Annotated in this window: 16 protein-coding genes (1 of these 16 running past the window's edge); 11 read left to right on the top strand and 5 right to left on the bottom strand. The window is 72.8% G+C overall.

The window, feature by feature from the left end; all coding sequences use genetic code 11:
* Window positions 1–17 precede the first annotated feature (17 nt).
* Both K8612_RS08795 and K8612_RS08790 read right to left on the bottom strand, forming a co-directional pair.
* Window positions 18–1,391 carry a sigma-54 dependent transcriptional regulator gene (locus K8612_RS08795; RefSeq protein WP_223761961.1) on the bottom strand — a complete coding sequence of 458 codons (1,374 nt, stop codon included), beginning with the start codon at window positions 1,389–1,391 and terminating at the stop codon, window positions 18–20.
* Window positions 1,381–3,495, bottom strand: coding sequence for an ATP-binding protein (locus K8612_RS08790; protein WP_223761960.1), 2,115 nt, complete (start codon window positions 3,493–3,495; stop codon window positions 1,381–1,383). The genes K8612_RS08795 and K8612_RS08790 overlap by 11 nt, the downstream gene beginning before the upstream one ends.
* Before the next feature lie 193 nt (window positions 3,496–3,688).
* Here K8612_RS08790 and K8612_RS08785 point away from each other — a divergent pair, with 193 nt between their 5' ends.
* A complete protein-coding gene (locus tag K8612_RS08785; RefSeq protein ID WP_223761959.1) occupies window positions 3,689–4,240 on the top strand; it encodes a glutathione peroxidase in 552 nt (183 codons plus the stop codon).
* A 2-nt stretch (window positions 4,241–4,242) separates the two neighbouring features.
* On the opposite strand, the gene K8612_RS08780 is transcribed toward K8612_RS08785, so the two are convergent.
* Window positions 4,243–4,944, bottom strand: a complete 702-nt coding sequence (locus K8612_RS08780; protein ID WP_223761958.1) for an MBL fold metallo-hydrolase — start codon at window positions 4,942–4,944, stop codon at window positions 4,243–4,245.
* A gap of 138 nt (window positions 4,945–5,082) precedes the next feature.
* On the opposite strand from K8612_RS08780, the gene K8612_RS08775 reads away from it, so the two are divergent.
* The 10 genes from K8612_RS08775 to K8612_RS08730 are packed head-to-tail and all read left to right on the top strand — an operon-like array spanning window position 5,083 to window position 16,457.
* Complete coding sequence (locus tag K8612_RS08775; RefSeq protein WP_223761957.1) at window positions 5,083–5,721, top strand: carbonic anhydrase; 639 nt, start codon at window positions 5,083–5,085, stop codon at window positions 5,719–5,721.
* Window positions 5,722–5,771: 50 nt separating this feature from the next.
* Entirely contained in the window at window positions 5,772–7,820 is a 2,049-nt protein-coding gene (locus tag K8612_RS08770) for an FUSC family protein (RefSeq protein WP_223761956.1), read from the top strand.
* Window positions 7,817–8,023, top strand: a complete 207-nt coding sequence (locus K8612_RS08765) for a DUF1656 domain-containing protein (protein ID WP_223761955.1) — start codon at window positions 7,817–7,819, stop codon at window positions 8,021–8,023. The genes K8612_RS08770 and K8612_RS08765 overlap by 4 nt, the downstream gene beginning before the upstream one ends.
* Window positions 8,024–8,029: 6 nt before the next feature.
* Window positions 8,030–8,938, top strand: coding sequence for an efflux RND transporter periplasmic adaptor subunit (locus K8612_RS08760; protein ID WP_223742150.1), 909 nt, complete (start codon window positions 8,030–8,032; stop codon window positions 8,936–8,938).
* Window positions 8,935–10,350 (top strand): TolC family protein, encoded by a 1,416-nt coding sequence (locus K8612_RS08755; protein WP_223761954.1) that lies wholly within the window; start codon window positions 8,935–8,937, stop codon window positions 10,348–10,350. The genes K8612_RS08760 and K8612_RS08755 overlap by 4 nt, the downstream gene beginning before the upstream one ends.
* An 11-nt stretch (window positions 10,351–10,361) precedes the next feature.
* A complete protein-coding gene (locus tag K8612_RS08750; protein WP_223761953.1) occupies window positions 10,362–12,086 on the top strand; it encodes a sigma 54-interacting transcriptional regulator in 1,725 nt (574 codons plus the stop codon).
* A 38-nt stretch (window positions 12,087–12,124) separates the two neighbouring features.
* Complete coding sequence (locus tag K8612_RS08745) at window positions 12,125–12,658, top strand: latent transforming growth factor beta-binding protein (protein WP_223761952.1); 534 nt, start codon at window positions 12,125–12,127, stop codon at window positions 12,656–12,658.
* Between the two features lie 52 nt (window positions 12,659–12,710).
* A complete protein-coding gene (locus tag K8612_RS08740; protein ID WP_223761951.1) occupies window positions 12,711–14,861 on the top strand; it encodes a serine/threonine-protein kinase in 2,151 nt (716 codons plus the stop codon).
* Entirely contained in the window at window positions 14,858–15,583 is a 726-nt protein-coding gene (locus K8612_RS08735) for a hypothetical protein (RefSeq protein ID WP_223761950.1), read from the top strand. The genes K8612_RS08740 and K8612_RS08735 overlap by 4 nt, the downstream gene beginning before the upstream one ends.
* 49 nt (window positions 15,584–15,632) lie before the next feature.
* Window positions 15,633–16,457, top strand: a complete 825-nt coding sequence (locus K8612_RS08730) for a GNAT family N-acetyltransferase (RefSeq protein ID WP_223761949.1) — start codon at window positions 15,633–15,635, stop codon at window positions 16,455–16,457.
* 3 nt (window positions 16,458–16,460) lie between these two features.
* Here the strand turns inward: K8612_RS08730 and K8612_RS08725 are convergent, their stop codons facing one another.
* Together K8612_RS08725 and K8612_RS08720 are read right to left on the bottom strand one after the other, a co-directional pair.
* Entirely contained in the window at window positions 16,461–17,810 is a 1,350-nt protein-coding gene (locus K8612_RS08725; protein ID WP_223761948.1) for a GON domain-containing protein, read from the bottom strand.
* Between the two features lie 234 nt (window positions 17,811–18,044).
* Window positions 18,045–24,722 carry the final stretch of a non-ribosomal peptide synthase/polyketide synthase gene (locus tag K8612_RS08720; RefSeq protein ID WP_223761947.1) on the bottom strand. 25,422 nt of this gene lie beyond the right edge of the window, so 6,678 of the gene's 32,100 nt are visible here — the last part of the coding sequence; its start codon lies beyond the right edge, outside the window — the gene reads right to left on this strand; the stop codon is at window positions 18,045–18,047.

Below are 24,722 nucleotides of genomic sequence, written 5' to 3'. Positions count from 1 at the left end.
TGGCAAAGCGCGACGTCCTAGCGTTGCGAAACGCCGCTGTCCGTCTTCTCCCTGCGGTGGATGGTGGAGACATCAATCCCCAGCAGCTCCGCCGCGCGCGTCTTGTTGCCTCCACAGCGGGCGACCACCCACGCGATGTATTCACCCTCCAGTTGTCTCAGCGGCACCACCTGCCCGTGGGCCGCGGCCAGCGGGTGGACCTCCGGCGCGGCGTCCGAGGTGTGCAGGCGCAACTGGGGCAGGTCCACGGTGGGCTGCGCGCCCAGGACGACCAGGCGCTCCACCAGGTTCTCCAACTCGCGCACGTTGCCGGGCCAGGGCATGCGCACGAGCGTGGCCACGACCTCCGGGGCCAGGGCGGTGACGGGGGAGCGCGGGTTGCGGGCGCGGGCCTGCGCCACGAAGTGCTCCGCGAGCTTCGGGATGTCCTCCGTGCGCTCGCGCAGCGGCGGCACGCGCAGCGAGACGACGTTGAGCCGGTAGAAGAGGTCCGCCCGGAAGCGGCCCTCCTTCACGCGCGCGTCCAGGTCCTGATGCGTGGCGGCCAGGATGCGCACGTCCACGCGGCGCGAGCCGTCCGCGCCCACGGCGCGCACCTCGCCGTCCTGGAGGACGCGCAGCAGCTTCGCCTGGAGTTCCGGGGGCATGTCCCCGATCTCATCGAGGAAGAGCGTGCCGCCGTCCGCCTCCACGAAGAGGCCCCGGCGCGTGGTGGTGGCGCCGCTGAAGGCGCCCTTGATGTGGCCGAACAGCTCGCTCTCCAGCAGGGCGTGGGGCAGGGCGGTGCAGTTGACCGCCACGAAGGGGGCCTGGCCGCGGGGCCCTTCGGAGTGCAGCGCCCTGGCGACCAGCTCCTTGCCGCTGCCGCTCTCGCCCCGGATGAGCACCGGCGCCTCGGACGCCGCCACGCGGTCGATGAGCTCGTAGAGCGTCCGCATAGGGACGCTGTGGCCCAGGAGCGAGCCCAGGCCGCCGCGCTGGGTCACCAGGCGCTTGAGGTCGCGGTGCTCGGTGCGCAGGCGCCGGGACTCCAGCGCGCGGCCCACGTGGAGCAGGACCTCGTCCAGGCGGAAGGGCTTGGTGAGGTAGTGGTAGGCGCCGCGCTTCATGGCCTCCACGGCGCTCTCCACCGCGCCGAAGGCGGTCATCAGGAGCACGGGCAGCTCCGGGTCGTGCCGGCGCGCCGCCGCGAGCACGTCCAGCCCGTCCACCTCCTCCATGCGCAGGTCGCACAGGACGACGTCGTAGACGCGGGCCCGGAGCTGGGCGATGGCGTCCGCGCCGCCCGTGGACAGGTCCACGCGGTAGCCCGCGTCCATGAGGGGCTCCTTCAACATCTGTCCCATCTCCTCGTGGTCATCCACCACGAGGATGCGCGCGCTAGACGGCATGCCGTTCCTCCCAGCCGGAAGCGGCGGCCACCGGCCACCGCAACGTGACGACGGTGCCCCGGCCGGGCTCGCTTTCGACCCCCACCTGGCCACCGTGGTTGCGGACGATCTGCGCCACCACGCTCAAGCCCAGGCCCGTGCCCTGGCCCCGCTTCTTGGTGGTGAAGAAGGGGTCGAACACCTGGTGCAGGTGCTCCGGCGCGATGCCCCGCCCGTCGTCCTGGACGCGGATCTCCACCGCCTGGACGTCGCCCGCCATGCACGTCGTGGCGCTCAGCCGCACGTGGCCTCCGGCGCTGCACGCGTCACAGGCGTTGAGGGTGAGGTTGAGGAGCACCTGCTGGAGCTGATCCGCGTCCGCCGCGAGGCTGGGCAGCCGCTCGGGCACGTCCAGCTCGAAGTGGACGTGCCGGCGCTCGGCCTCCACGTCGAGCAGCTCCTGGAGGCCCCGCACCACGGCCGCCAGCGGGACGACGCCGGCCCGCGCGGGCTGCAGGCGGGAGAGGTCCAGGAGCTGGCGGATGATGCGGCTCACCCGGTCAATTTGCGTGACGATGGCGTTGAGGCCCCGGCCCTGCGGGTGCTCCACGCCGCCCACCTTCTGGAGCATGTATTCGGCGTGGCCCCGGATGATGCCCAGCGGGGTGCCGATTTCATGGGCCACGCCCGCGGCGAGCACGCCCACCGTGGCCAGCTTCTCCGCGCGCAGGAGCTGATCCTCCAGCATGCGCACGTTGCTCAGGTCCTCCAGCACCAGCAGCGTGCTCGCCTCTCCGTCGCCGTGCTCCAGCGGGACGGCGTGGACGTTGAACTGGTCCTTGTCGTTGAAGAGGCTGAGCGGCTCGCCGTGCAGGCTGCGCACGGCGCCCTTGTCCCGCGCGGCCAGCACCAGCGCCGTCAGCCGCTGCACCGCGGCCGCGGGCGCGGTGGGGAAGGCGTCCGGGAGGGGGCTGCCCACGGCGGTGGCCGGCAGCCGCGCGCGCAGGGCCTGGTTCACGTCGCGGATGCGGCCCTCGCGGTCCAGCGCCAGGATGCCCGTGGGGATGTGGTCGAGGATCTTCTGCGTCTTCTCGTGCAGGTGCGCGAACCTCGCGGCGTGGCGCAGGCGCTCCTGGAGCGCCACCGCGCGGCGGTTGGCGAGCACCACGTAGGCCCCGAACGCCACCAGGACCACCGCCACCAGCAGCGCCGCCAGCGACAGGCGCAGGACCAGGGTGCGCTCGTGGGCGCGCAGGGCGCTCGTGGAGGAGAGCGTCGCCACGGACCAGGAGGCCTCGCCGCGCATGCGCAGGGGGCGGAAGGTGGCCACCGCGTCCGCGGCCCCCAGGCCCAGGCGCGTGGCCTCCGCCTCGTTGAGCCGCAGCGTCCCGGCCGCGCCCGCGCGCATCCGCGCCACCAGGGTGCGCAGGCCCGGCACGAGTTTGCCCTCGGGGTCCTCCAGCCGCCGGTGCCAGGCCGCGAGCGCCGGGTCGCTCATGGGCGCGGGCGTGCCGTGGGCGCCCAGCAGGAGCAGGCGCGTGTTCTCCTCCACCGTCACCATGCGCAGCGGCGCGAAGAGCGGCTCGGTGTCCACCAGGATGGCGATGGCGCCGCCTCCTCCGGGCAGGTCGGAGTCGATGCGGATGGCGAAGACGCGCATCCACCCGGACGACGCGCCCGCGATCGGGTGCGAGGGGATGACGTGCCCCACCGGGGCCGTGAGCGCCTGCCGCGCGGTGTCCGTGAGCGCCGGGGGGTGGACGGCCTCCCTCGGCAGGTGGCGCGACTTGTGGTCCACCAGGAAGAGCCGCTCCTCGCCGTCCGGGCCCAGCACGGCGATGGCCCGGTACTGGCCCACGGACTCCAGCAGGGCGCGCAGCTCGTTGTGGTGGTCCGCCAGGGAGCCGGGCTGGGCGAGCAGCTCGCTCGCGAAGCGCAGGTTGTCCCCCAGGTCCTCCAGCGACCGGGCGACGCCGCTGGCGGCCTCCTCCAACTGGGCCTGCCGGTCGCGCCCGAACTGCTCCACGAGCGCCTGCCGGTCGCGCTGGATGAACCACACGGCGCCGCCCGCCACGCTGGCCAGGGCCACGAGCAGGAGGACGAGGGGGACGAGGAGGCGGTGCATGGAGTGCAGGGGAGCCCACACAACGCAAGGCCCGGGCCAGCCGTTCCCTCCAGGGGCCGGTGCCTTGCGCCGCGCCATGACCGCCGCAAATCACCACACCGGGGCTGGCACTTTGCCGGACCTGTCCGGGGCCGCCCCCTGGCGGGCCTGCGCTAGAGTGGCCGCCCCCTTGAACGGAAGGCCGAGCCAGAACATGAGCCAGAACCTCTACGACATCCCCCTCACCGGCATCGACGGCGCCCCCCGGACGCTCGGTCAGCACAAGGGCAAGGTCCTGCTGGTGGTGAACGTCGCCTCCAAGTGCGGCCTGACGCCCCAGTACGAAGGCCTGCAGAAGCTCTACGCGAGCCGGCAGGGGCAGGGCCTGGAGGTGCTGGGCTTCCCGGCGAACAACTTCCTGGGGCAGGAGCCTGGGAGCGAGGCGGAGATCCAGCAGTTCTGCACCTTGAAGTACGACGTGACCTTCCCGCTGTACTCGAAGATCTCCGTGGTGGGGCAGGACAAGCACCCGCTCTACCACGCGCTGACGGGCGCCATCCCGGAGGCCACGGGGGAGGGGCCCATGCGCGCGAACCTCAAGGGCTACGGCATCGAAGCCAACCCGAAGCCGGAGGTGCAGTGGAACTTCGAGAAGTTCCTCATCAGCCGGGACGGCCGCGTGGTGGCCCGCTTCGCGCCGGACGTGACGGCGGAGGATCCGCGCCTGGTCCAGGCCATTGACGCGGAGCTGGCGAAGCCGGCCTGAGCTCAGACCTCCGGCGCCGGGGCCTGGGGCCGGCCGCAGGCGCGGTTGGCCGGGACGGCCAGGTCGATCTTCTTGGGGCGGGGCAGGTGGAGGTTGTTCATCACCTCGATGAACTCCTCGCGGCTCCTGCCCGCGAGCCGCGGGTTGTGGCGCTTCTCCTCGCCGATGCTCGTCGCCGTGTGCCCGTGGTAGTCGTGCGCGGGGTAGACGAGCGTCGCGTCCGGGAGCTGGAAGAGGACGCGGGTGATGGAGTCGTAGAGCTGGCCCGCGCTGCCGTTCTGGAAGTCGGTGCGGCCGTTGCCGCGCACCATCAGGGCATCCCCGGTGAAGACGCGGTCGCCCAGCAGGTAGCTCACGCTGTCGTCCGTGTGGCCCGGCGTGGCGAGCACCTGGAAGGCGCACTGTCCGACGTGCACCGTGTCGCCGTGCCGCACCTGGAGGTCCGCGCACCGGGCCCCGCCGGGGCCGGACACCACCTGGCACTGCGTGCGCTCGCGCAGCGTGCCGGACGCGGTGACGTGGTCCGCGTGCACGTGGGTGTCGAAGACGTGGGAGAGGACGAGTCCCAGCTCGCCGACGAGCCGCAGGTCGCGGTCCACCTGCTCCAGCACCGGATCGATGAGGACGGCCTGGCGCGTGGCCTCATCCCCGACGAGGTAGGTGTAGGTCGAGGACTCGGAGTCGAAGAGTTGGCGGAAGAGCATGTCGAGGTCTCCTGTCCTTGAGTGGCATGACAGAGGGAGGCGGACTTCGTGAAGCCCCATCATGCTCCGTGGCCGCGCGTGAACACTGGGGGAAGTGACTGCTCGACGGTGGGGTCCGCCCGTGCGAGCGTCCTGGCCGTGACCCCCTACGACAAGATCTTCGAGAACAACAAGCTCTGGGCGGAGGAGCAGCTCCGCGCGGATCCGGACTACTTCACCAAGCTGTCGGTGTCGCAGCAGCCGGACTTCCTCTACATCGGGTGTTCGGACAGCCGCGTGCCCGCCAACCAGATCATGGGGCTGCCGCCGGGTGACGTGTTCGTGCACCGCAACGTCGCCAACCTGGTCAACAACGTCGACCTGAACGTGATGTCGGTCATCAACTACGCCGTCCGGCACCTGGACGTGAAGCACATCATCGTCTGCGGCCACTACGGCTGCGGCGGCGTGCGCGCGGCGATGCAGCCCAAGGACCTGGGCATCCTCAACCCGTGGCTGCGCAACATCCGCGACGTGTACCGGTTCCACAAGCAGGAGCTGGACGGCATCGCGGACGAGACGAAGCGCTACGAGCGGCTGGTGGAGCTCAACGTCCTGGAGCAGAGCATCAACATCATCAAGACGGCCGCCGTGCAGAAGTCCTACCTGACGCGCGGCTTCCCCAGCGTGCACTCGTGGGTGTTCGACCTGCGCAACGGGATGATCCAGGACCTGAAGCTGGACTTCGTCCAGACGCTCCACAACATCCAGGAGGTCTACGACCTCACGAAGGAGTGAGACCCCGGGGCTGACGACAGCGCCGGGGGGCGCGGCCTAGACCCGTGGGGATGATGACTCTGCGGCTCAGGGCCTGGGTGTTCTCGCTCAACACCTTCGTCGCCGCGATCGCCGCGCTGTTCCTCGGCCTGCGCTTCTCCCTGCCCAGGCCGTACTGGGCGATGATCACAGTCTACATCGTCAGTCAGCCGCTGTCCGGTGCGCTGCGCTCGAAGGCCGTCTTCCGGCTGCTGGGCACCGTGCTGGGCGCGGCGATGGCGTGCGTGCTCGTCCCGAACCTGGTGAACGCGCCGGAGCTGCTGTCGCTCGCGATGGCGCTGTGGGTGGGCGGCTGCCTGTACCTGGCGCTCCTGGACCGCACGCCGCGCAGCTACGTCTGCATGCTGGGCGGCTACACCGCGGCCATCATCGGCTTTCCCGGCGTCTCCGCGCCGGGCGCCCTCTTCGCCACGGCGCTGGTGCGGGTGGAGGAGATTGGCCTGGGCATCGTGTGCGCCACCGTCGTGCACACCGTGCTCTTCCCCCGGCCGGTGGGGCCGGTGCTGCTGGACCGCGTCGATGGCTTCCTCGTGGACGCGGGCCGGTGGGCCCGGGACGCGTTCGCGGGGCGGCGGGACGCGCGGACGCGCCGCGAGTGGCACCGGCTGGCGGAGGACGTCACCGCGCTCCACCTCCTGGCCACGCACCTCCCGTTCGACACCGCGGGCCTTCGCCCCCGGGCCGGCGCCGTGCGCGCGCTGCATGAGCGCATGTCCATGCTGCTGCCCATCCTCTCCAGCATCGAGGACCGGCTCGCCGTCCTCCAGGGCCCGGGCGGGGGGCCCGACGCCCGGCGGGACGCGCTCATGCGGGCGCTGAGCGCGTGGAGCCAGGCGGGGCCCGACGCCTCCCGCGCCGAAGGCCAGCGGCTCTCAGCAGCCTGCGCCGCGCTCGCGCCGCCGCTGGACGCGAAGGCGGACTGGGCCGCGCTCGTCACCACCAGCCTCGCCGTGCGCCTTGCCGAATGGGTGGACACCGTCCAGGACTGCCGCGACCTGCGCGCCTTCATCCGAGACCCCACCGGGTCCGCGCCGGAGCGCCTGACGCCGCTGCTGCTCGCGCGCGTCCAGCGCCCGCTTCACCGCGACCGGGGACTGGCGCTGCTGTCCGGCATCGCGGCGGCGGCGGCCGTGCTGCTCTGCTGCGCCGTGTGGATTTCGCTCGCGTGGCCGGAGGGCGGCGCGGCGGCGATGATGGCGGCCGTCTACAGTTGCCTCTTCGCGACCCAGGATGATCCGGTGCCGGCCATCCTGTCCGCGCTGGCCTTCACCGGGGTGTCCTTCGTCGTGGGCGGGGTGTACCTGTTCGGCGTCCTGCCCGGCATCGACGGCTTCCCCCTGCTGGCCGCCGCGCTGGCCCCCACGCTCCTGGGGGTGGGGCTGTTGATGGCGGACCCCCGGTGGGCGGGGCGCGCGAGCATCGCGGTGCTGGGCCTGCTGGGGACGCTGTCGCTCCAGGAGCGCTACTCCGCGAACCTGGCGGCGTTCCTCAACGGCTCGCTGGCGCAGGCCGCGGGCTTCATCGCCGCGGCGGTGTCCACCCGCTTCCTGCGCTCCGTGGGCACGGACTGGAGCGCGCACCGGCTCCTGCGCACCGGGTGGCGGGAGCTGGCGGGCCTGGCCTCCGCCGAGGGCGTGCCGGACCGCGCGGGCTGGACGAGCCGCATGCTGGACCGGCTGGGCCTGCTCACCCCCAGGCTGGCGCTGGCCACGTCCCGCGACGAGGCGCTGGAGGCCGCGGATGCGCTGGCGGACCTGCGGCTGGGCCTGAACGTCGTGGACCTCCAGCGCGTCCGTCCGCACGTGGGGGCCGCCGCGAGCCTGTCCGCGGGGCTGCTCCTCCAGCGCATCTCCGGGCACTTCCGGGCGCGCTCGCTGGGCCGGGTGACGGCGCCTCCGGTGGAGCTGCTCGGGGCGCTGGACGCCACGCTGGGGAGCGTCGCGGACGCGCCGGCTTCCGCGGCGAAGCGCGACGGGGTGCTCGCGCTCGTGGGGTTGCGGCGCGCGCTGTTCCCGGACGCGGCGCCCTACCGGGCCGGGCCCCTGGAGCCAGCGCGATGAGGGGCGAGCTGGACGTCCAGGGGGTCTTCGTCCCCGCGCTCCTCGTCTGGGCGCTGGTCGCGGTGGTGCTCGGCGTGCCCCTGCGGCGAGGGCTCGCCGCGCTCCATGTCTACCGGTGGGTGTGGCACCCGGCGCTCTTCGACCTGGCGCTGTTCGTCCTCCTCTGGTTCGCGGTGACCTTCATCGCCTCGCGCTTCCCCTGAGACGCCATGAAACCCACGCGCCCGCAGCTCCTCCGGATTGGCGTGACGGCGGCCGTCGTCGCGCTGGCCCTGCTCGCGGGCCGGTGGATGTGGCGGCACTATCAAGTCGAGCCGTGGACGCGCGACGGACGCCTGCTGGCGGACGTGGTGCAACTGGCGCCGGACGTGTCGGGCGTCGTCACGTCGGTGGACGTGGAGGACAACCAGCGGGTGACGCGGGGGCAGGTGCTCTTCGTCATCGACCGCGCCCGGTTCGAGCTCGCGCTGCGTCAGGCGGAGGCGGTGGTGACGAGCCGTCAGGCGGTGCGGGCGCAGGCGCAGCGGGAGTCCGAGCGCGACCAGGGCCTGGGCAACCTCGTGTCCGAGGAGACGCGCGAGCAGGGGCTGTCCCGCGTGGCGCAGGCGGAAGCAGCGCTGCAGCAGGCGCTGGTCAACCGCGACGTCGCCGCGCTGAACCTGGACCGCTCCACGGTGCGAGCGCCGGTGAACGGCATCGTCACCAACCTGGACGTGGATGTGGGGGACTACGCCACCGCCGGGCGGGAGATGGTGGCGCTGGTGGACAGCGACTCCTTCCACGTGGAGGGTTACTTCGAGGAGACGAAGCTGCCGCGCATCCGGATGGGCGCGCCGGCCTCCATCCGGCTCATGGGCGAGCCGGCCCTGCTGCGCGGGCACGTGGAGGGGATCGCCGCGGGCATCGAGGACCGCGAGCGCGGGGCGAGCCCCAGCCTGCTGCCCAACGTGAACCCCACGTTCAGTTGGGTGCGCCTGGCCCAGCGGGTGCCCGTGTACATCGCGCTGGACGCGGTGCCCGAGGGCGTCCGGCTCGTGTCCGGGCGCACGGCGACGGTGACGGTGCATGAGGAGGGAGACGGGGCTCCCGTCGCGCGCGGCGGGGACGTCCGTCCATGAGCACGCGGGGGGCGTGGGCGGGACTGGCGCTGCTGGTGTCCGCCTGCACGACCGTCGGGCCTGACTACCGGGGGCCGCCGCCGTCCGCGGTCGTCCACGCGCCCGAGGCCACCGGGGCGTTCCTGGGCGCGGCGGAGCCCCACTACTCGGTGGCGCCCGTCCCAGGGGAGTGGTGGCGGCTGTACGAGGACCCGGTGCTGGACGGGTTGGTGCGGCAGTCGCTGAAGTCGAACGTGGACCTGCGGGTGGCGGAGGCGAACCTCGCGCGGGCGCGGGCGCTGCTGGTGCAGGCCGGGGCCGACAAGCTGCCTTCCTCGGCGGTGGGCGCGTCGGTGGGTGTGGGCCGGGAGCCGCCCCTCGCGCCTTCGGTGACCTACGGCGTGGACTTCGGCGTGTCGTATCAGGTGGATCTGTTCGGGCGGATCCGCCGGGGCATCGAGGCGGCGCGCGCGGAGACGGAGGCGTTCCAGGCCGCGCTGGACCTGACGCGCATCACGGTGGCCGCGGACACGACCCGGGCGTACGCGAGCGTCTGCTCGGTGGGCTACGAGCTGTCCGTGGCGCGTCGCGTGTTGGCGCTGCAGGAGGCGAGCCTGGAGCGGACGCGGCGGCTGGTGGAGGCGGGGCGGGGGACGGCGCTGGACCTGAGCCGGGCGCGGGCGCAGGTGGAGGTGCTTCGCGCGAACGTGCCCCCGCTGGTGGTGCAGCGGCGCGTCGCGCTGCTGCGGCTGGCGGTGCTCAGCGGCAGGCCGCCCGCGGCGTTCCCTCCGGACGTGGAGGCGTGCGAGACGCCGCCACGGCTGGCCTCCCCCATCCCGGTGGGGGACGGGGCCGCGCTGCTGCGCAGACGTCCGGATGTCCGGCAGGCGGAGCGGGCGCTGGCGGCGGCGACCGCGCGCATCGGCGTGGCGACGGCGGACCTCTATCCCACGGTGAACCTCGGGCTGTCCGCGGGGTCCCTGGGCCTGATGAACGCCATCGGGCAGGACAGCACGCTGCGCTGGAGCCTGGGGCCGCTCCTGTCCTGGACGTTCCCGAACACCCGCGTCGCCAGGGCGAGCATCGAGCAGGCGGGCGCGGTCGCGCGAGGGGCGCTCGCGGAGTTCGACGGCGTGGTGCTCAACGCGCTGCTGGAGACGGAGAGCAACCTGACGCAGTACACGCAGGACCTGGAGCGTGTCGCCGCGCTCACGGCCGCGCGGGACTTCAGCGCCGAGGCCGCGCGCGAAGCCGACGCGCTCTACCGGGGAGGCCGGGAGAGCTTCCTGGGGGTGCTCGACGCGGAGCGCACCCGGGCCGACGCCGAGGCGTCGCTGGCCTCCGCGCGGACCCAGTTGGTGGCCGACCAGATAGCCTTGTTCCTGTCGCTGGGTGGGGGATGGGAGGAACCGCCACCCGCGGAGGGACGGTAGGATGGGCGCGGATGCGCTTCTTCCTGAACCTCCCGGACGGCCGTTCCTTCCCGCTGGAGAAACCCGTCGTGTCCGTGGGGGCCGAGCCCGCGTGCGACGTCGTGCTCGCCGGGCCCGGGGTGAAGGGCAGTCATGCCCTGGTGTTCCGCGACGCGCGCGGGTGGACGGTGTCCGCCGCCAGCGCGGACTGTGACGTCCGGGTCCGCGGCAAGCGGGTGGAGCTGGCGCCGCTGGAGCCCGGGGAGTCCTTCAGCGTGGGCAGGGCCTCGCTCACGCTGAGCGCCTCGGACGCGCCGGTTCGCGTGGAGGCTGCCCCGGCGCCGTCCCGCCTCCTGGGCGTGCTGACGGACTTCGCTTCGCGGCTGCTCGTGCAGCGCCCCTCGGCGGAGCTGCTGGAGGCGGCGCTGCGCGGCATCGCGGACGTCACCTGCGCGGACGTGGGGTTCCTGGTGTCGGTGGAGGGGGACCGGCGGCAGGCGCTGGCGGCCACCGGCTCCGTGCCGGCTTCGGCGGTGGTGGACAGCCTGGTGGATCAGGTCGTGGGTTCGGGGGCTCCGGTGCTGGTGCCGGACGTCGCGGCGGAGGCGGCGCTGGCGGGGGCCCCCAGCGTCCAGGCGCTGCGGTTGACGTCCGCCCTGGTGCTGCCCCTTCGCGCGGGATCCGCGCCGCTGTGCGTGGTGTACCTGGGACGGCGCCTGGGCAGTCCTCCGTTCTCGACGCGTGAGCTGGAGGAGGCGATGGCGTTGTCGTCGCTCGCGGCGCTGCTGCTGGCCACGGCGCGGGAGCTGACGGAGCTGCGCGCGCAGGTGGACAGCCTCACGCAGCGGATCGCCGCGGCGACGTTCGAAGGGCTCATCGGCGAGTCCCCGGCCATGCGCGAGCTCTACCGGCGGATCGAACGCCTGGGGCCCACGTCCCTGCACGTGCTCATCCAGGGGGAGACGGGCACGGGCAAGGAGGAGGTGGCCCGCGCGCTCCACCGGCGCAGCGGCCGGCGCGGACGGCTGGTGGCCATCAACTGCGCGGCGCTGCCGGAGTCGCTCATCGAGCGTGAGCTGTTCGGCCACGTTCGCGGGGCGTTCTCCGGTGCCATCTCCGACCGCGCGGGGCTGGTGGAGGCGGCGGATGGGGGCACGCTGTTCCTGGATGAGATTGGAGACATGCCGCTGTCGCTCCAGTCGCGCCTGCTGCGCGTCGTCCAGGAGCACGAGGTGACGCGGCTGGGGGAGCACCGGCCCCGCAGGGTCGACATGCGGGTCATCGCGGCCACGCATCAGCCGTTGAAGGCGCTCGTCGCCCGAGGGGCCTTTCGCGAGGACCTCCTCTTCCGGCTGGACGAGGTGCGCCTGGAGGTGCCCGCGCTGCGGGAGCGCGGCGAGGACGTGCTGCTCATCGCGCACCATGTGCTGAAGCAGCAGGGCGCGCGTGCGCGGGGCTTCACGCAGAAGGCGGCGGAGGCCCTGCGCGGGCATCCCTTCCCGGGCAACGTCCGTGAACTCGCGTCCCGCGTGCGGCGCGCGGCCATCCTGGCGTCGGGGGAGCTCATCGGCGTCGAGGACCTGGACCTGGCCGCGGATTCGGCGCCGCTGGTGCCCCTGGATGAAGCGCGTGATGCCTTCGTGCTGCGCTACGTGCGCGAGGCGATTGCCCGCAGTGGAGGCAGCAAGAAGGACGCGGCCCGGGCCCTGGGCATCGGCGTGCGCTCCGTGTTCCGATATCTGGGGGAGGAGGAGTGAGGACGGTCCTTCCTTCGCCTCGCAGGAGTCCCGAGCCCATGCGCTTCCCGCTCCCGTTCCTGCTGCTGGTCCTGCTCGTGGCCCCGGGGTGTCCGCTCGACATCCAGGTGCGTGAGGAGGTGGACGCCGGCTGTCTGGGGGACGCCTGTGCGCGCTCCTGCGCCGCGGACCGGGAGTGTCCGGAGGGCCAGCGCTGCTCCGACGTGTACAAGGAATGCGAACCGGGCCCCCGCCTCACCGAGCCCTGCTCCAACCCCCTGGCCTGTTCGACGTTCGCGTACTGCGTGAAGGGGCGCTGTACACGGGATTGCGACCCGGGCTGCCCCACGGGCTACCAATGCTCACCGGCTCCGGAGTCGCTGTGCGTCGAGACGTGCGAGGGCCGGTCCCCGGAGCACCTGGGCGACTTCTGCGAGACGTCCATGGACTGTGCCCGCTGCGGCTTCTGCGCGGACCTGGGACGTGGGAAGGCCTGTCACCAACCCTGCCGGTCGGATGCGGAGTGTCCCGGAGGGCAGGCAGGCGCGTGCGTGCAGCTCCCGGGCTCCGCCCTCCGCGTGTGCCAGCAGTGAGGGCACCCCGGGGTTTGATCGCGCGGATCCCGCTTCCTAGACTGCGCGCGCGATGACGGGCGAACTGCTGGCCGGCCGCTACCAGTTGGAGCAGGAGTTGGGGCGGGGTGGGATGGCGACGGTCTTCCTCGCCCTCGACCTCCGGCTGTCCCGCCGCGTGGCGGTGAAGGTGCTGCACCCGGGTCTGGATGCCCGCTTCACCGAACGCTTCCGCCAGGAGGCGGAGGTGGTGGCGTCGCTCCAGCACCCCAATGTCCTGGCGGTGCATGACTTTGGCGAGGACGCCGTGCGCGGGCCGTTCCTTGTCTGTGAATGGGTGCAGGGTGTGAACCTGCGCGAGTTGGCGCGGCGCCTGGCTCCCGTGCCGCCGGAGGCCGTCGCGCTGCTGGGCTGGGAGCTGGCCCGGGCGCTGGACGCGGCGCATGCGCGCGGGGTGGTGCACCGGGACGTCAAGCCGGAGAACGTGCTCGTGGCGCATGGGGGGCCGCTGAAGCTCGCGGACTTCGGCATCGCCGCGCTGGCGGACCGGGTCCGGCTGACGAGCACTGGCGCCGTCATCGGCTCGCTGGGGTACATGGCGCCGGAGCGCATCGATACCGGGGCGTGGTCCCCGGCGTCGGACGTCTACGCGGTGGGCGTCGTGTTGTTCGAGCTGTGCACCGGTACGACGCCGCATGCGGGGGAGGGCAGCGCCCGGCTGGCGGTCTCGGTGATGACCCGCGATGCGCCGCTGTTGGTGGAGGCCGCGCCGGGCACGCCTGTGTCCTTGTCGACGCTGGTCGCACGGTGTCTTGCCCGGGATGCGCGTGACAGGCCCGAGAATGGTGGGGCGCTGGCGCATGAGCTGGAGGCGGTGCTGCGGCCGTGGGTCGGGGCGCCCGCAGAGGCGTCAAGGGCCTTCTTCGAGGCTCCGGAGTCCTCCGTGCTCCGCTGGCGCGAGGACCGGTTCCAGCGGCTGATGGGCGAAGGGCGTGCGCTGCTCGCGGCGGGGCAGGGCGCCCAGGCGGCTCGGTGCCTCAACGCCGCGTTGGCGCTCCGGCCCGGAGCCCCCGAGGTGCTGGCGCTCCTGCGCTCGCGGCCCATGAAGAAGGGGCTCGGCCGGCGAGCGTGGGATGCGTTCCCGCGCTCGTGGGCGGAGCACAAGCGGCCGTTCCTGACGGGCGTGGTTATCGCGGGGCTGTTGGGCGGGCTGGGAGCGTGGGCCTGGCGCGCGAGTGAAGCCAGGACTTCGACAGGGGCCACAGGGCCGGTGCCCGCATCCGCGACGGAGGCGGATGCAACGGTGCTGACCGCCGTACCTCGTGCGACCGCCGGGGGCGTGCCAGCGACGTCGGATGCCTCGGCCGCGCACTCTCCGGACACGCCTGCGGCGTCGGGTGCCTCCGCCGCGCTCGCTACGGGCTCGCCTGCAAAGTCGGATGCCTCTGCAGCGTTCGCTACGGGCTCGCGTGCAAAGCCGGGTGCCTCCGCTGCGCTCATACCCGGTGCCGACTCTGCTGCGACAACGGCTGCCTCGGCCGGGCATCCGAATGGCACTGGCCTGCCTGCTACAAACGGGGACTCCGCCGCGCCCGTGGCTGTCGCCCGCCTTGATTCAGCGGTGAGACCTTCGCGTCCCTTGAATCAGGCGACAGCCGGGACGCCGGCCCGGGCCGCGCGTCCGGATGCTCCGGGCAGGTCTTCTCTGGCAGCGCCAGCGCCGCTGGCTCGCCCCGCCCAGGACTCCTCGCAACGGCCCGTGAGCGGCACGGAGCTGCCGGTTCGCGTGCCGGAGGCCCCGGACTTCGCGACGCTCACGGTCGTGACCCGCCCCTGGGCCGAGGTGTTCGTCGACGGTCAGAGCCGGGGCTACACCCCGCGGCTCCGCTCGCTGCGGCTGTCTCCCGGCGCCCACCGGATCCGCTTCGCCAACCCCTTATGCGAGCCCGTCGAGGAGGTCCTCGAAGTGGCCGCCGGCGCTGCCGTCTTCCGTGAAGTCTCCCTCCAGGTGCGCGACGCGGAGGTCACCATCGTCGCGCCCGCGGCCTCCCGCGTCTTCGTCGACGGCGTGGAGGTGGGCGTGGCCCCGCTTCACGCCCCCTTGCGGCTCTCCCACGGAGGACACCTCCTGTCCGCCCGCGACCCCGGAGGCAACGTGCTGAGGCAATCGCTCGACGCGGTGGCGGGGTCCCGCACCACGGTCGTGCTGGGGGCCGCTCCATGAAGACCGCCATCGTCGCCCTGCTGCTCGCGGCTTCGTCCCCATTGGGCCCTGCTCGTGAGGCCTACCAGTCCGGCGACCTGCCCCGCGCCCGCGCCGCGCTGGAGGCCCTGCTCCAGCCCTCCCGGCTCTCCCGTCCCCAGGACGAGGCCGAAGCCCACCTGCTGCTCGCGGCGACACTCCACGCCCAGGAGGACCTCCCCCGAGCGGAGCGCGAGGCCGTGGAGGGGCTCGCGCTCGACCCCGACGCGAAGCTGGACCCCCTGGTGTATCCGCCGGACTTCATCGCCTTCATCGAACGCGTGCGCGCGCAGCGGCGGGATCGCATCGACCAGCGCGCGGCCCGGCTCCGGCCGCCCGTGCTCCTGCCCGCGACCGCGACCTCCACCGCCGCTCCCGTCCTCGTCGAATCCCGCCCGGCCTCCCAAGGCTGGTACCTGGTGCCGTTCGGCGTGGGCCACTTCGTGCACGGCCAACGCTCCAAGGGCACCGTGCTCGCGGTAGGGCAGGGCACGGCGTTCGCCGTGTCCGCGGTCTCCCTGGGCGTGGCCCTGTCCCTGCGCGGCCCGGACGGCCGCTACTCGGCCCAGGACGCGCCCACGGCCCGGGCCTTCAACGTCTCCTACCTCGTGGGGGCCTATGCCTTCGCGGCGCTCTACGCCTACGGTGCGCTGGATGGCCTGCTGTCCTCGCCCTCGCCGCGCCAGGGAAACGGACCGGGGTGAGCGCCTCGGCGCGCTGACGCGGCGGACCGCTCCGGTGTAAACGGGGCGGATGAACGACGTGAACCTGGTGGAGATCGCCCGGCGGTTCGAACGCAAGCAGGCCACCTCCGCGGTGGCGCTGTCGACGGCCTCCGCGCCGCTCGCGGACGGCTGGATGGCGTTCGGCGGCGTGGGCTCGTACATCAACAAGTCGTGCGGCTACGGCTTCGAGCGAAACGTCACGGACGCGGAGCTGGACGCGCTGGTGGACTTCTTCGCGTCGCGCGGCGTGGAGCCCAAGGCGGAGCTGAGCCCCTTCGCGCCCCAGTCCCTGCTCAAGGGGCTGGCGGACCGGGGCTTCGTGCTGCGCGAGTTCGAGACCGTGCTGTACCGGCCGCTGCATGCCGGGGAGGACCTGTCGACGCTGGTCCGCGGCGCTCCCGCCGGGCTGCGCGTCGAGCGGGTCGACCCGTCCGACGACGCGGCGGTGCGCCGGTTCGTGGACGTCGCCGGCAGCGGCTTCGTCCCGGAGGGCGAGTCGATGCCGGAGGTCTTCCTGGAGATGGGCCTGAAGGCCGCGCGCAACCCCGCCTCGGACTCGTACATGGCGTGGCTCGACGGCGTGCCGGTGGGGGCCGGCAGTTGCGAGGTGAGCGACGGGCTCACCTCGCTGTTCGGCACCTCGGTGCTGCCCGCTTACCGGCGGCTCGGCGTGCAGCAGGCGCTCATCGCCGCGCGGCTGGCGCGGGGGCAGGAGAAGGGCAGCGACCTGGCGGCCATCATGTCCTCGCCCGGCATCCCCACGGAGCGCAACGCCATGCGCCTGGGCTTCCTCATGGCCTACTCCCGCGCCGTGCTGGTGAAGCCCGGCGCGGGGCTGGAGCCGTCGCCCTGAACGTCAGGGCTGCGGCAGCGTGTACGCGAGGGGCAGCAGGGCGCCGTTCTTGTTGAAGGGGTTGTAGCTGCCCTGCGGGCCCACCCAGCCGCAGCCGCCGTAGCCGCGCATCTCCACCACCTGGAAGTTGTCATAGAAGGCCCACCACGAGGACTCGCTGGAGAAGCCCCCCCGGCCGATGCTGTCGACGGGCACGGAGAACGGCGTGCCTCGCAGGTCCACGTTGGCCAGGCCCGTGCGGCTGCACCCCATGGCCGCCGCGTAGGTCATGGCCGTCACGAGCTCCTTGCTGACGTGCATGAGGGAGCCGGTGGACGTCGAGAAGGAGTGGTCCCCGGTGTCCACGGCGAGGGTGACGGGGTTCAGCCTGACGCGCGTGAACCGGGTCCGCACGTCGGTGCCCGGCGAGTTCCCTCCCGCCGTGTACTGCGAGTAGTTGGCGCCCTCCTCCGTGTGCACCAGGGGGAGGTACTCCCGGGGCGTGCCGGCCATGTCCTGGCACCAGGCCGTCCAGCGCTTCAGCGGGTCCTTGTTCACGAACAGCGCGTACTCGCCGTCCGGCGCACCAGGGCGGGCCGCCTTGAGCTCCTGACACGTCGCGGGGAACTCCTCGCCGCGGTAGTGGAGCTGGAGCAGGCTGCCCTGCTGGTTGAAGGGGTTGTAGCTGCCCTGCGGGCCCACCCAGCCGCAGAAGCCGTTACCGGACAGGGTGACGACCTGGCCCTCCTCGCTGGAGGTGGCGGCGCCGGTCGCGTTCGCGCCGCCCACGCCGAACGAGGCCGCGTCCACCGTGAACGGGCTGCCCCGGAGGTCGATGTTGCCCAGCCCCTGGCCGCCGCTGCACGCCATGGCCACGCCGTAGGGCATCGCGGTGACGGTGTCCGGCGAGTGCGTCAGCGAGCCCGTGGACGTGGCGAAGGTCTGATCCCCCGTGAGCACGCGCAGGGTCACCGGGTCGATACGCAGCCGGGTGTAGTGGGTGCGCACGTTGGTGCCGGGAGAGGAGCCGCCGGCCGTGTACTGCGAGAAGTTGGAGTCGGCGTCCGTGCGCTTGAGCGTGAGGTACTCGGTGGGCGTGCCGGCCATGTCGTGGCAGTACGCGGTCCACGACGCGCGGATGTCACCGGCCACGTACAGCACGTATTCGCCGTCCGGCGCTCCCGGCTGGGCGGCGCTGATCTCCAGGCAGCGGGAGGGCCGCGAGGTGAGGGGCTGGGGGCGCTCCGACAGGGTGCTGGTGTTGTCGCTGGCGCTGGCGCCACAGCCGGCGGCGGCGAGCGCCAGGAGGCTCCAGGTCAGGGTCCGTGCGCGGCGGGGGAGGTGGGGAACGGCGGAGGGCTTCTGGAAGTTCATGATGCGGGGCTCCGGTGAAGGGTTGCGAGGCCTTCCCATGGCAAGGTCGGGGCCACGCGGGCCGCCAGGGCCGCTTCGTCGGGATTCCGGGGCGTTACGTGCGAACCCGGCCCGCCACAGGACGTGGCCGCGCCGCGAACGTGCCAGTCCTGGCACGCGCGCAGGCTCCTCCGAGGAGGCGGCCTGTCATGCCCCCTCAGGGCCCTCCACGGACATGGCGGAGGGCGCACCGGCCTACCGGGACGCGCCCTGGAGCGCCTCCGTCAACCGCTCCGCGAGCCGCTCGACGTAGGGGGAGCGCAGCAGGGTGTAGTGCGTGCCCGGGAGGACCTCGCGCGTCAGCTCGCCGTGGACATGCGCGCTCCAGCCGTCGTCCCCGCGCGCCGGGGCATCGCCCGCCTGGAGCAGGAGGACGCGGCCGGTGAACGTTCCAGGACGGTGGTGTTTCAGCGCGCGCAGGTTGCGGGTGAAGACGTGCAGGAGCGTGCGCCCTGCCGCAGTGGCCGCTTCCGGCGTCGCGAGCTGGCCCTGGTCGAGCTCGAACAGCGCGGCCACCTGTCCTTCGTCGTCCACGTCGAGCGGCACGCGGTCATCCGTCGCGGGGCTGGCATCGATGAGCGCCACGAGCTCCACGGTCTCGCCCCGGGCCTGGAGCTGGCGCGCCATCTCGAAGGCCACGACGCCTCCCATGGACCAGCCGCCCAGCCGGTAGGGGCCGTGGGGCTGCACGGTGCGCACGGCGTTCACGTAGAGCGCCGCCATCGCCTCCACCGTGTCGAGCGGCGGACGGCTTCCATCGAGCCCCTGGGACTGGAGCCCGTAGAAGGGTTGCTCCGGGCCCAGTTGCTTCGCCAACGCCGCGTACGCGAGCACGTTGCCGCCCACCGGGTGGACGCAGAAGAAGGGCCGCCGCGAGCCCTCGCGCTGGATGGGCACGAGCGGGGAGAAGACCAGGGGCGCCTGACGCAGCAGCCGGGCCAGCGCCTCCACCGTGGGCGCCTGGAAGAGGGCGGCCAGGGGCAGCTCGCGCTGGAAGCGCTCCCGGATGCGCGCCATCAGCTTCACGGCGAGCAGGGAGTGACCGCCCAGGTCGAAGAACGGACGCGTCACGCCGATGGGCCGGACGCCCAGCAGCTCCTCCCAGAGCGCCACCAGCTCCCGCTCCAGGTCGTCGCGAGGGGCCACCTCCGGGGTTCCGGAAGGACGGGAGGCCGGGGCCTCCGGGAGGTGCATCCGGCGAAGCTCGTCCTCCGTCAGCAGCGGCCCCCGGTCCAGGACCGCGTCGGGCGCGGCGAGGACCGTCTCCAGCAGCGTGCTCCAGCGCTCCATCAGCCGCTGGACCGTGGCGGCGTCGAAGAGGTCCGTGCTGTACGTGAGCGCGCCCTGGAAGCCGTCCGGCTGCCGCGTGAGGGCCAGGTCCAGATCGAACTTCGCCGCCGTGGGAGTGACCTCCACCGCCTTCAGCGTCAGGCCCGGGAGGGCGACCTCCGGCTCCGGCGTGTTGTGCAGCGCGAAGAGGACCTGGAAGAGCGGGGTGCGGCCCAGGTCGCGCTCGGGCTGGAGCGCGTCCACCAGCCGCTCGAAGGGGAGGTCCTGGTGTTCGTACGCGCCGAGCGTGGTCGCGCGCACCTGCGCGAGGACCTTCCGGAACGACAGGTCCTGGGTGAAGCGCGCGCGGAGGACCAGCGTGTTGACGAAGAAGCCGATGAGGCCCTCGGTCTCCGCGTGGCGGCGGTTCGCGATGGGCGTGCCCACCAGCACGTCGTCCTGGCCGGAGTACCGCGCCAGGAGCCACTGGAACGCGGCCATGAGCACCATGAAGGGCGTGGCGCCTTCCCGCTTCGCCAGCGCTTCCACCGCGTCACTCAAGGCCGGTGCCAGTTGGACGGGCCACCTCGCCCCCTGCGCGGAGCGGCGTGCCGGACGAGGCCGGTCCGTGGGAAGCAGCAGCGCATGCGGCGCCCCTTCGAGCCGCCGCCTCCACCCGTCGAGCTGTCCCTCCAGCACCTGTCCTTCCATCCACGCGGCCTGCCACCGGGAGAAGTCCGCGTACTGCACGGGCAGCTCCGGCAGGGGGGACGGCTGGCCCTGGCGGAACGCTTCGTAGAGCGCCACCAGCTCGCGCACGAGCACGCCGAAGGACCAGCCATCGGAGACGGTGTGGTGCGTGCACAGCAGGAGCACATGCTCCCGCGCCTCCAGCCGCAGCAGGGTGAAGCGCGCGAGGGGCCCCGTGCCCAGGTCGAATGGGCGCAGCGCCTCCGCGTCCACGCGGCGCCAGACTTCGGCTTCACGTGCGTCCTCGGGCAGGGCCTCCAGGTCCTCCGTGCGCAGGATGCCCGTGGGCGCGGGATGGATGCGCTGACGTGGCGTTCCGTCGTGTGCCTCGAACGTCGTGCGCAGGGTTTCGTGCCGCTGCACCAGCGCGTCGAAGGCCCGCTGGAGGGCGGGGACGTCCAGCGCCCCGGACAGCCGCAGCGCGAAGGGCATGTTGTAGAGCGGGCTGCCCGGCTCCAACTGGTCGATGAACCACAGCCGCTGCTGGGCGAAGGACAGGGGCGCGAGTCCGTCCCCCTGCGTCCTCGTCAGCGGAGGCAGCGCGGGCGTGGGCGAGTCCGTCAGCCGCCGGGCGAGGCCCGCCACGGTCGGCGTTTCGAAGAGGGCCCGGACGCGCAGCTCCACTCCGAAGTGGGAGCGCACGCGCGCCACCACCTGCGTGGCCAGGAGCGAGTGCCCGCCCAGCTCGAAGAAGTTGTCGTGACGGCCCACGTTGGACACGCGGAGCAGCTCCTCCCAGATGGCGGCGAGGCGCTCCTCGGTCGGATTCGCGGGCGGTTCGAAGGCACGCGCCGAGCGAGACGACGCGTCCGGCACGGGCAGGGCCTTGCGGTCCACCTTGCCGTTCGGCGTCAGGGGGAGGACGGGCAGGGCGAGGAGGACGGCCGGCACCATGTAATCGGGCAGGTGCCGTCGCAGGTGCTCTTGGAGCGGAGCGGTGTCCACCTCCGGCGTGACGTAGGCGACGAGGCGCGCGTCGCCCGGAACGTCCTCGCGCACCAGGGCCACCGCGTCCCGGACGTCGGGGTGGGCGCGCAGCGTGGACTCGACTTCGCCCAGCTCGATGCGGTGGCCGCGCAGCTTCACCTGGAAGTCCAGGCGGCCCATGAACTCGAGCGTCCCGTCCTCGCGCCACCGGGCCTTGTCGCCCGTGCGGTACAGGCGCGCTCCGGGCTCGGTGCCGAAGGGGTCCGGCATGAAGCGCTCGGCGGTCAGGTGCGGCCGGCCCAGGTAGCCGCGCGCGACGCCTTCACCGGCGAAGCACAGCTCCCCCGGCAGGCCGAAGGGCACCAGCGCCAGGAGCTCGTCGAGCACGTACGCGCGCAGGTTGTCCAGCGGCCGCCCGATGACGGGCCGCGCGTGGGACGTTCCCTGGATGTCCCAGACGGTGGCGTCCACGGTGCACTCGGTGGGGCCATAGGCATTGAAGGCCCGCGTGCGCCGGGTCCCGGCGAGCCGCTGCCACATCACCTCGTCCAGTGCCTCGCCGCCCACCAACACGAGCGACGGCGGGCGGGGGCGCTCAAGCATCCCCGCGTCCAGCAGGAGCTTCAGTTGCGCGGGCGTGCAATCCAGCGCGTCCACCCGTGTCCGCTCCAGCCACGTAAGCATCCGCTCCGGCTCCAAACGGAGGTCCTCAGGAACGGGGCACAGGCAGTGGCCATCCAGCAGTTGCAGCACCTGCTCGATGGATGCATCGAAGAACAGCGGCGCGTTGACGCTGACGCGGAGTCCCGGCGCCTGCCCCGCGTAGGCGGTCCGGAGGAGCGCGTGGCGCAGGTGCAGCAGCGAACGGTGCCGCACCATCACCCCCTTGGGCGTCCCGGTAGAGCCAGAGGTGTAGATGACGTAGGCGAGGTTGTCCGCCCCCGCCGCCGGCGGCAGGTTGTCCGAAAACCTGTCCGACAGTCGGACAGGTTTTGCGTCCATCCGCACCAGGTGGGGGACCTCTGGATGCCATGCCTCCAGTTGGGTCTGCGTCGTCACCAGTACGGACGCGCCATAATCTTTGAGGACGAACGACTTGCGCGCGGCGGGCGCGGCTGGGTCCAGTGGCACGAAGGCGCCCCCGGCCTTGTTCACCGCGAGCAGCGCGACGACGGTCTCCGCCGAGCGCTCCAGGCACAGGCCCACCGTCACCTCCGGGCCCACCCCCAGCGACCGCAGGTGCCAGGCGAGCTGATTGGCCCGCGCGTTGAGCTGCCGGAAGGACAGCGTCGTGTCCCCGAACACCACGGCGTCCGCGTCCGGGGTCCGCGCCACCTGGGCCTCGAAGTGGCCGTGCAGCGTGCCGTCACCGTCGTAGGGCGACATGCCTCCGGCCAGGTCCCCCAACAACCGCTGCCGCTCCTCCTCCGAGACGAGCGACCGTCCGGACAGCGGTCCGTCCGGATCCGTGAGCACCGCCTCCAGCAGCACCCGCAGGTGGGTGAGGAGCCGCTCCATGGTCGGACGCTCGAAGAGGTCCGTGGCGTATTCGAGCTTGCCCCGGAAGCCGTCCTCGCGGCGGTCCAGGTCCAGGCTCAGGTCGAACTGCGACGTGATGCGCTCCGCGAGCGCCGCGGGGCGCACGGTGAGGCCGGGTAGCGACAGCTCCGGCACCGGCGCGTTCTGGAGCGCGAACATCACCTGGAACAGCGGCATGCGGCCCAGGTCGCGCGTCGTTTGCAGGGACTCCACCAGCCGCTCGAAGGGGACGTCCTGGTGCTCGTAGGCGCCCAGCGTCGTGGATCGCACCTGGGCCAGCAGCTCCCGGAACGTCGTCCGGGCGCCGAAGCTTCCGCGCAGCACCAGCGTGTTGACGAAGAAGCCGATGAGGCCCTCGGTCTCCGCGTGGCGGCGGTTCGCGATGGGCGTGCCCACCAGCACGTCGTCCTGACCGGAGTATCGATGTAGCACCGTCTGGAAGGCCGCGAGCAGCACCATGAAGGGGGTGGCGCCTTCCTGCTTCGCCAGGGCCTCCACGCGCTCGGACAGGGCCCGGGGCAGGTGCACCGGCACCGTGTCGCCACGCTGGGTGGAGACGGCGGGGCGCGGCTTGTCGGTGGGCAGCTCCAGCGCTCGGGGCGCTCCTTCGAGCTGCCGGCTCCACCACGCCAACTGCGCCTCCAGTGCCTCTCCCTGGAGCCACGCGCGCTGCCAGAGCGCGAAGTCCGCGTACTGCACGGGCAGCTCCGGGAGCGCGGGCGGACGGCCTTCCCGCAGGGCCGCGTAGAGGGCGGTCAGCTCGCGCACCATCACCCCCAGCGACCAGCCGTCGGAGACGATGTGGTGAAGATGCAGCACCAGCACGTGCTCCTCGGTCGCGAGCTGGAGCAGCAGGGCTCGGATGACCGGGCCGCGCTCCAGGTCGAACGGCCGCTGGGACTCCGCTGTCGCCAGGCGCTCCGTTTCGCGCAGCCGGGCTTCGGCGTCCTCCCACTCGGTCAGGTCCACGCGCTCCAGCGGCACGGTGGCCTGCGCGTGGATGTGCTGCACGGGCTGGCCCGCTTCTGTGCGGAAGGTGGTGCGCAGGGATTCATGCCGCGCCATCAACGCATCCAGGCTGCCCTTGAGCGCGGCCTCGTCCAGCGCGCCGAGCAGCCGCAGGGCGACGGGCATGTTGTAGAGGGCGCTGCCCGGTTCGAGCTGGTCGATGAACCACAGCCGCTGCTGCGCGAACGACAGTGGCAGCAGCGGGGGCCTCGGGGCCCGGATCAGGGGCGGCACGTGTTCGCGGCGGTTCGTGGTGGCGCCCAGGTGCTGGGCGAGCGCGGCCACGGTGGGCGCGTTGAACAGCTCACCGAGGGGCAGCTCCACGCCCAGCACCGAGCGGATGCGCGACACCACCTGCGTGGCCAGGAGCGAGTGGCCTCCCAGGTCGAAGAAGTCATCGTGGATGCCCACGGCGTCCAGGCGCAGCACCTCCGCCCAGATGGCCGCGAGCTGGGTCTCCACCGCGTTGCGTGGGGCTTCTCGCGCCGCATGGGTGGACCGGGGCGCTTCGGGCGCGGGCAGGGCCTTGCGGTCCACCTTGCCGTTCGGTGACAGCGGCAGCGACGGCAGCGCCACCCAGGCGGACGGCACCATGTAGTCCGGGAGCCGCCGCTGCGCGTGCGCCTTCACGCGGTCGGTGACAGCGCTGTCCTCGGACAGGACCACGTAGGCCACGAGCCGCTTCTCACCGGAGGCGTCCTCGCGCGCGAGCACCACTGCCTCGCGCACGTCCGGGGCCTGGCGCAGCACGGCCTCCACCTCTCCGGGCTCGATGCGGAAGCCGCGCAGCTTGAGCTGGAAGTCGGTGCGGCCCAGGAACTCCAGCGTGCCGTCGTCGCGCCAGCGGGCCCGGTCGCCCGTGCGGTACAGGCGGGCGCCCGGCGTGGCGGAGTGGGGATGGGGGATGAACCGCTCGGCGGTGAGGTCCGGCCGCTGGAGGTAGCCCCAGGCGAGGCCGTCACCGCCAACGTACAGCTCGCCGGGGAGCCCCGGCGGCAGCGGCTGGAGGTGCGCGTCCAGCACCCACGCGGTGGAGTTCGCCAGCGGCCGGCCAATGGGCACCGAGCGCTCCACGGTGTCCCCCGCGCGCAGCGTGTGCGTGGTGGAGAACGTGGTGTTCTCCGTGGGGCCATACCCGTTGATGAGCACGGCGTCCGGCGCCATCCGCGACAGGTGTTCCCTCACGCGAGGCACGGGCAGCACGTCCCCGCCCGCCAGCACCTGCCGCACGCCCGCGACCGAGGCACCTTCGTGGAGGACCATCTGCTCGAAGAGGGCGGCGGTGAGCCACAGCGTGGTGACGCCCTCCACGGCGAGCAGCGTGCCCAGCTCCGACAAAGAGAGCGCCTGCGGCGGCGCGAGCACCAGCTTCGCGCCGTG

It is taken from the genome of Corallococcus sp. AS-1-6 (genome assembly GCF_020037015.1).
Classification (GTDB): Bacteria; Myxococcota; Myxococcia; order Myxococcales; family Myxococcaceae; genus Corallococcus.
The sequence above is the reverse complement of the archived record's forward strand: the minus strand, read 5'-3'. Positions and strand labels throughout refer to the sequence as shown.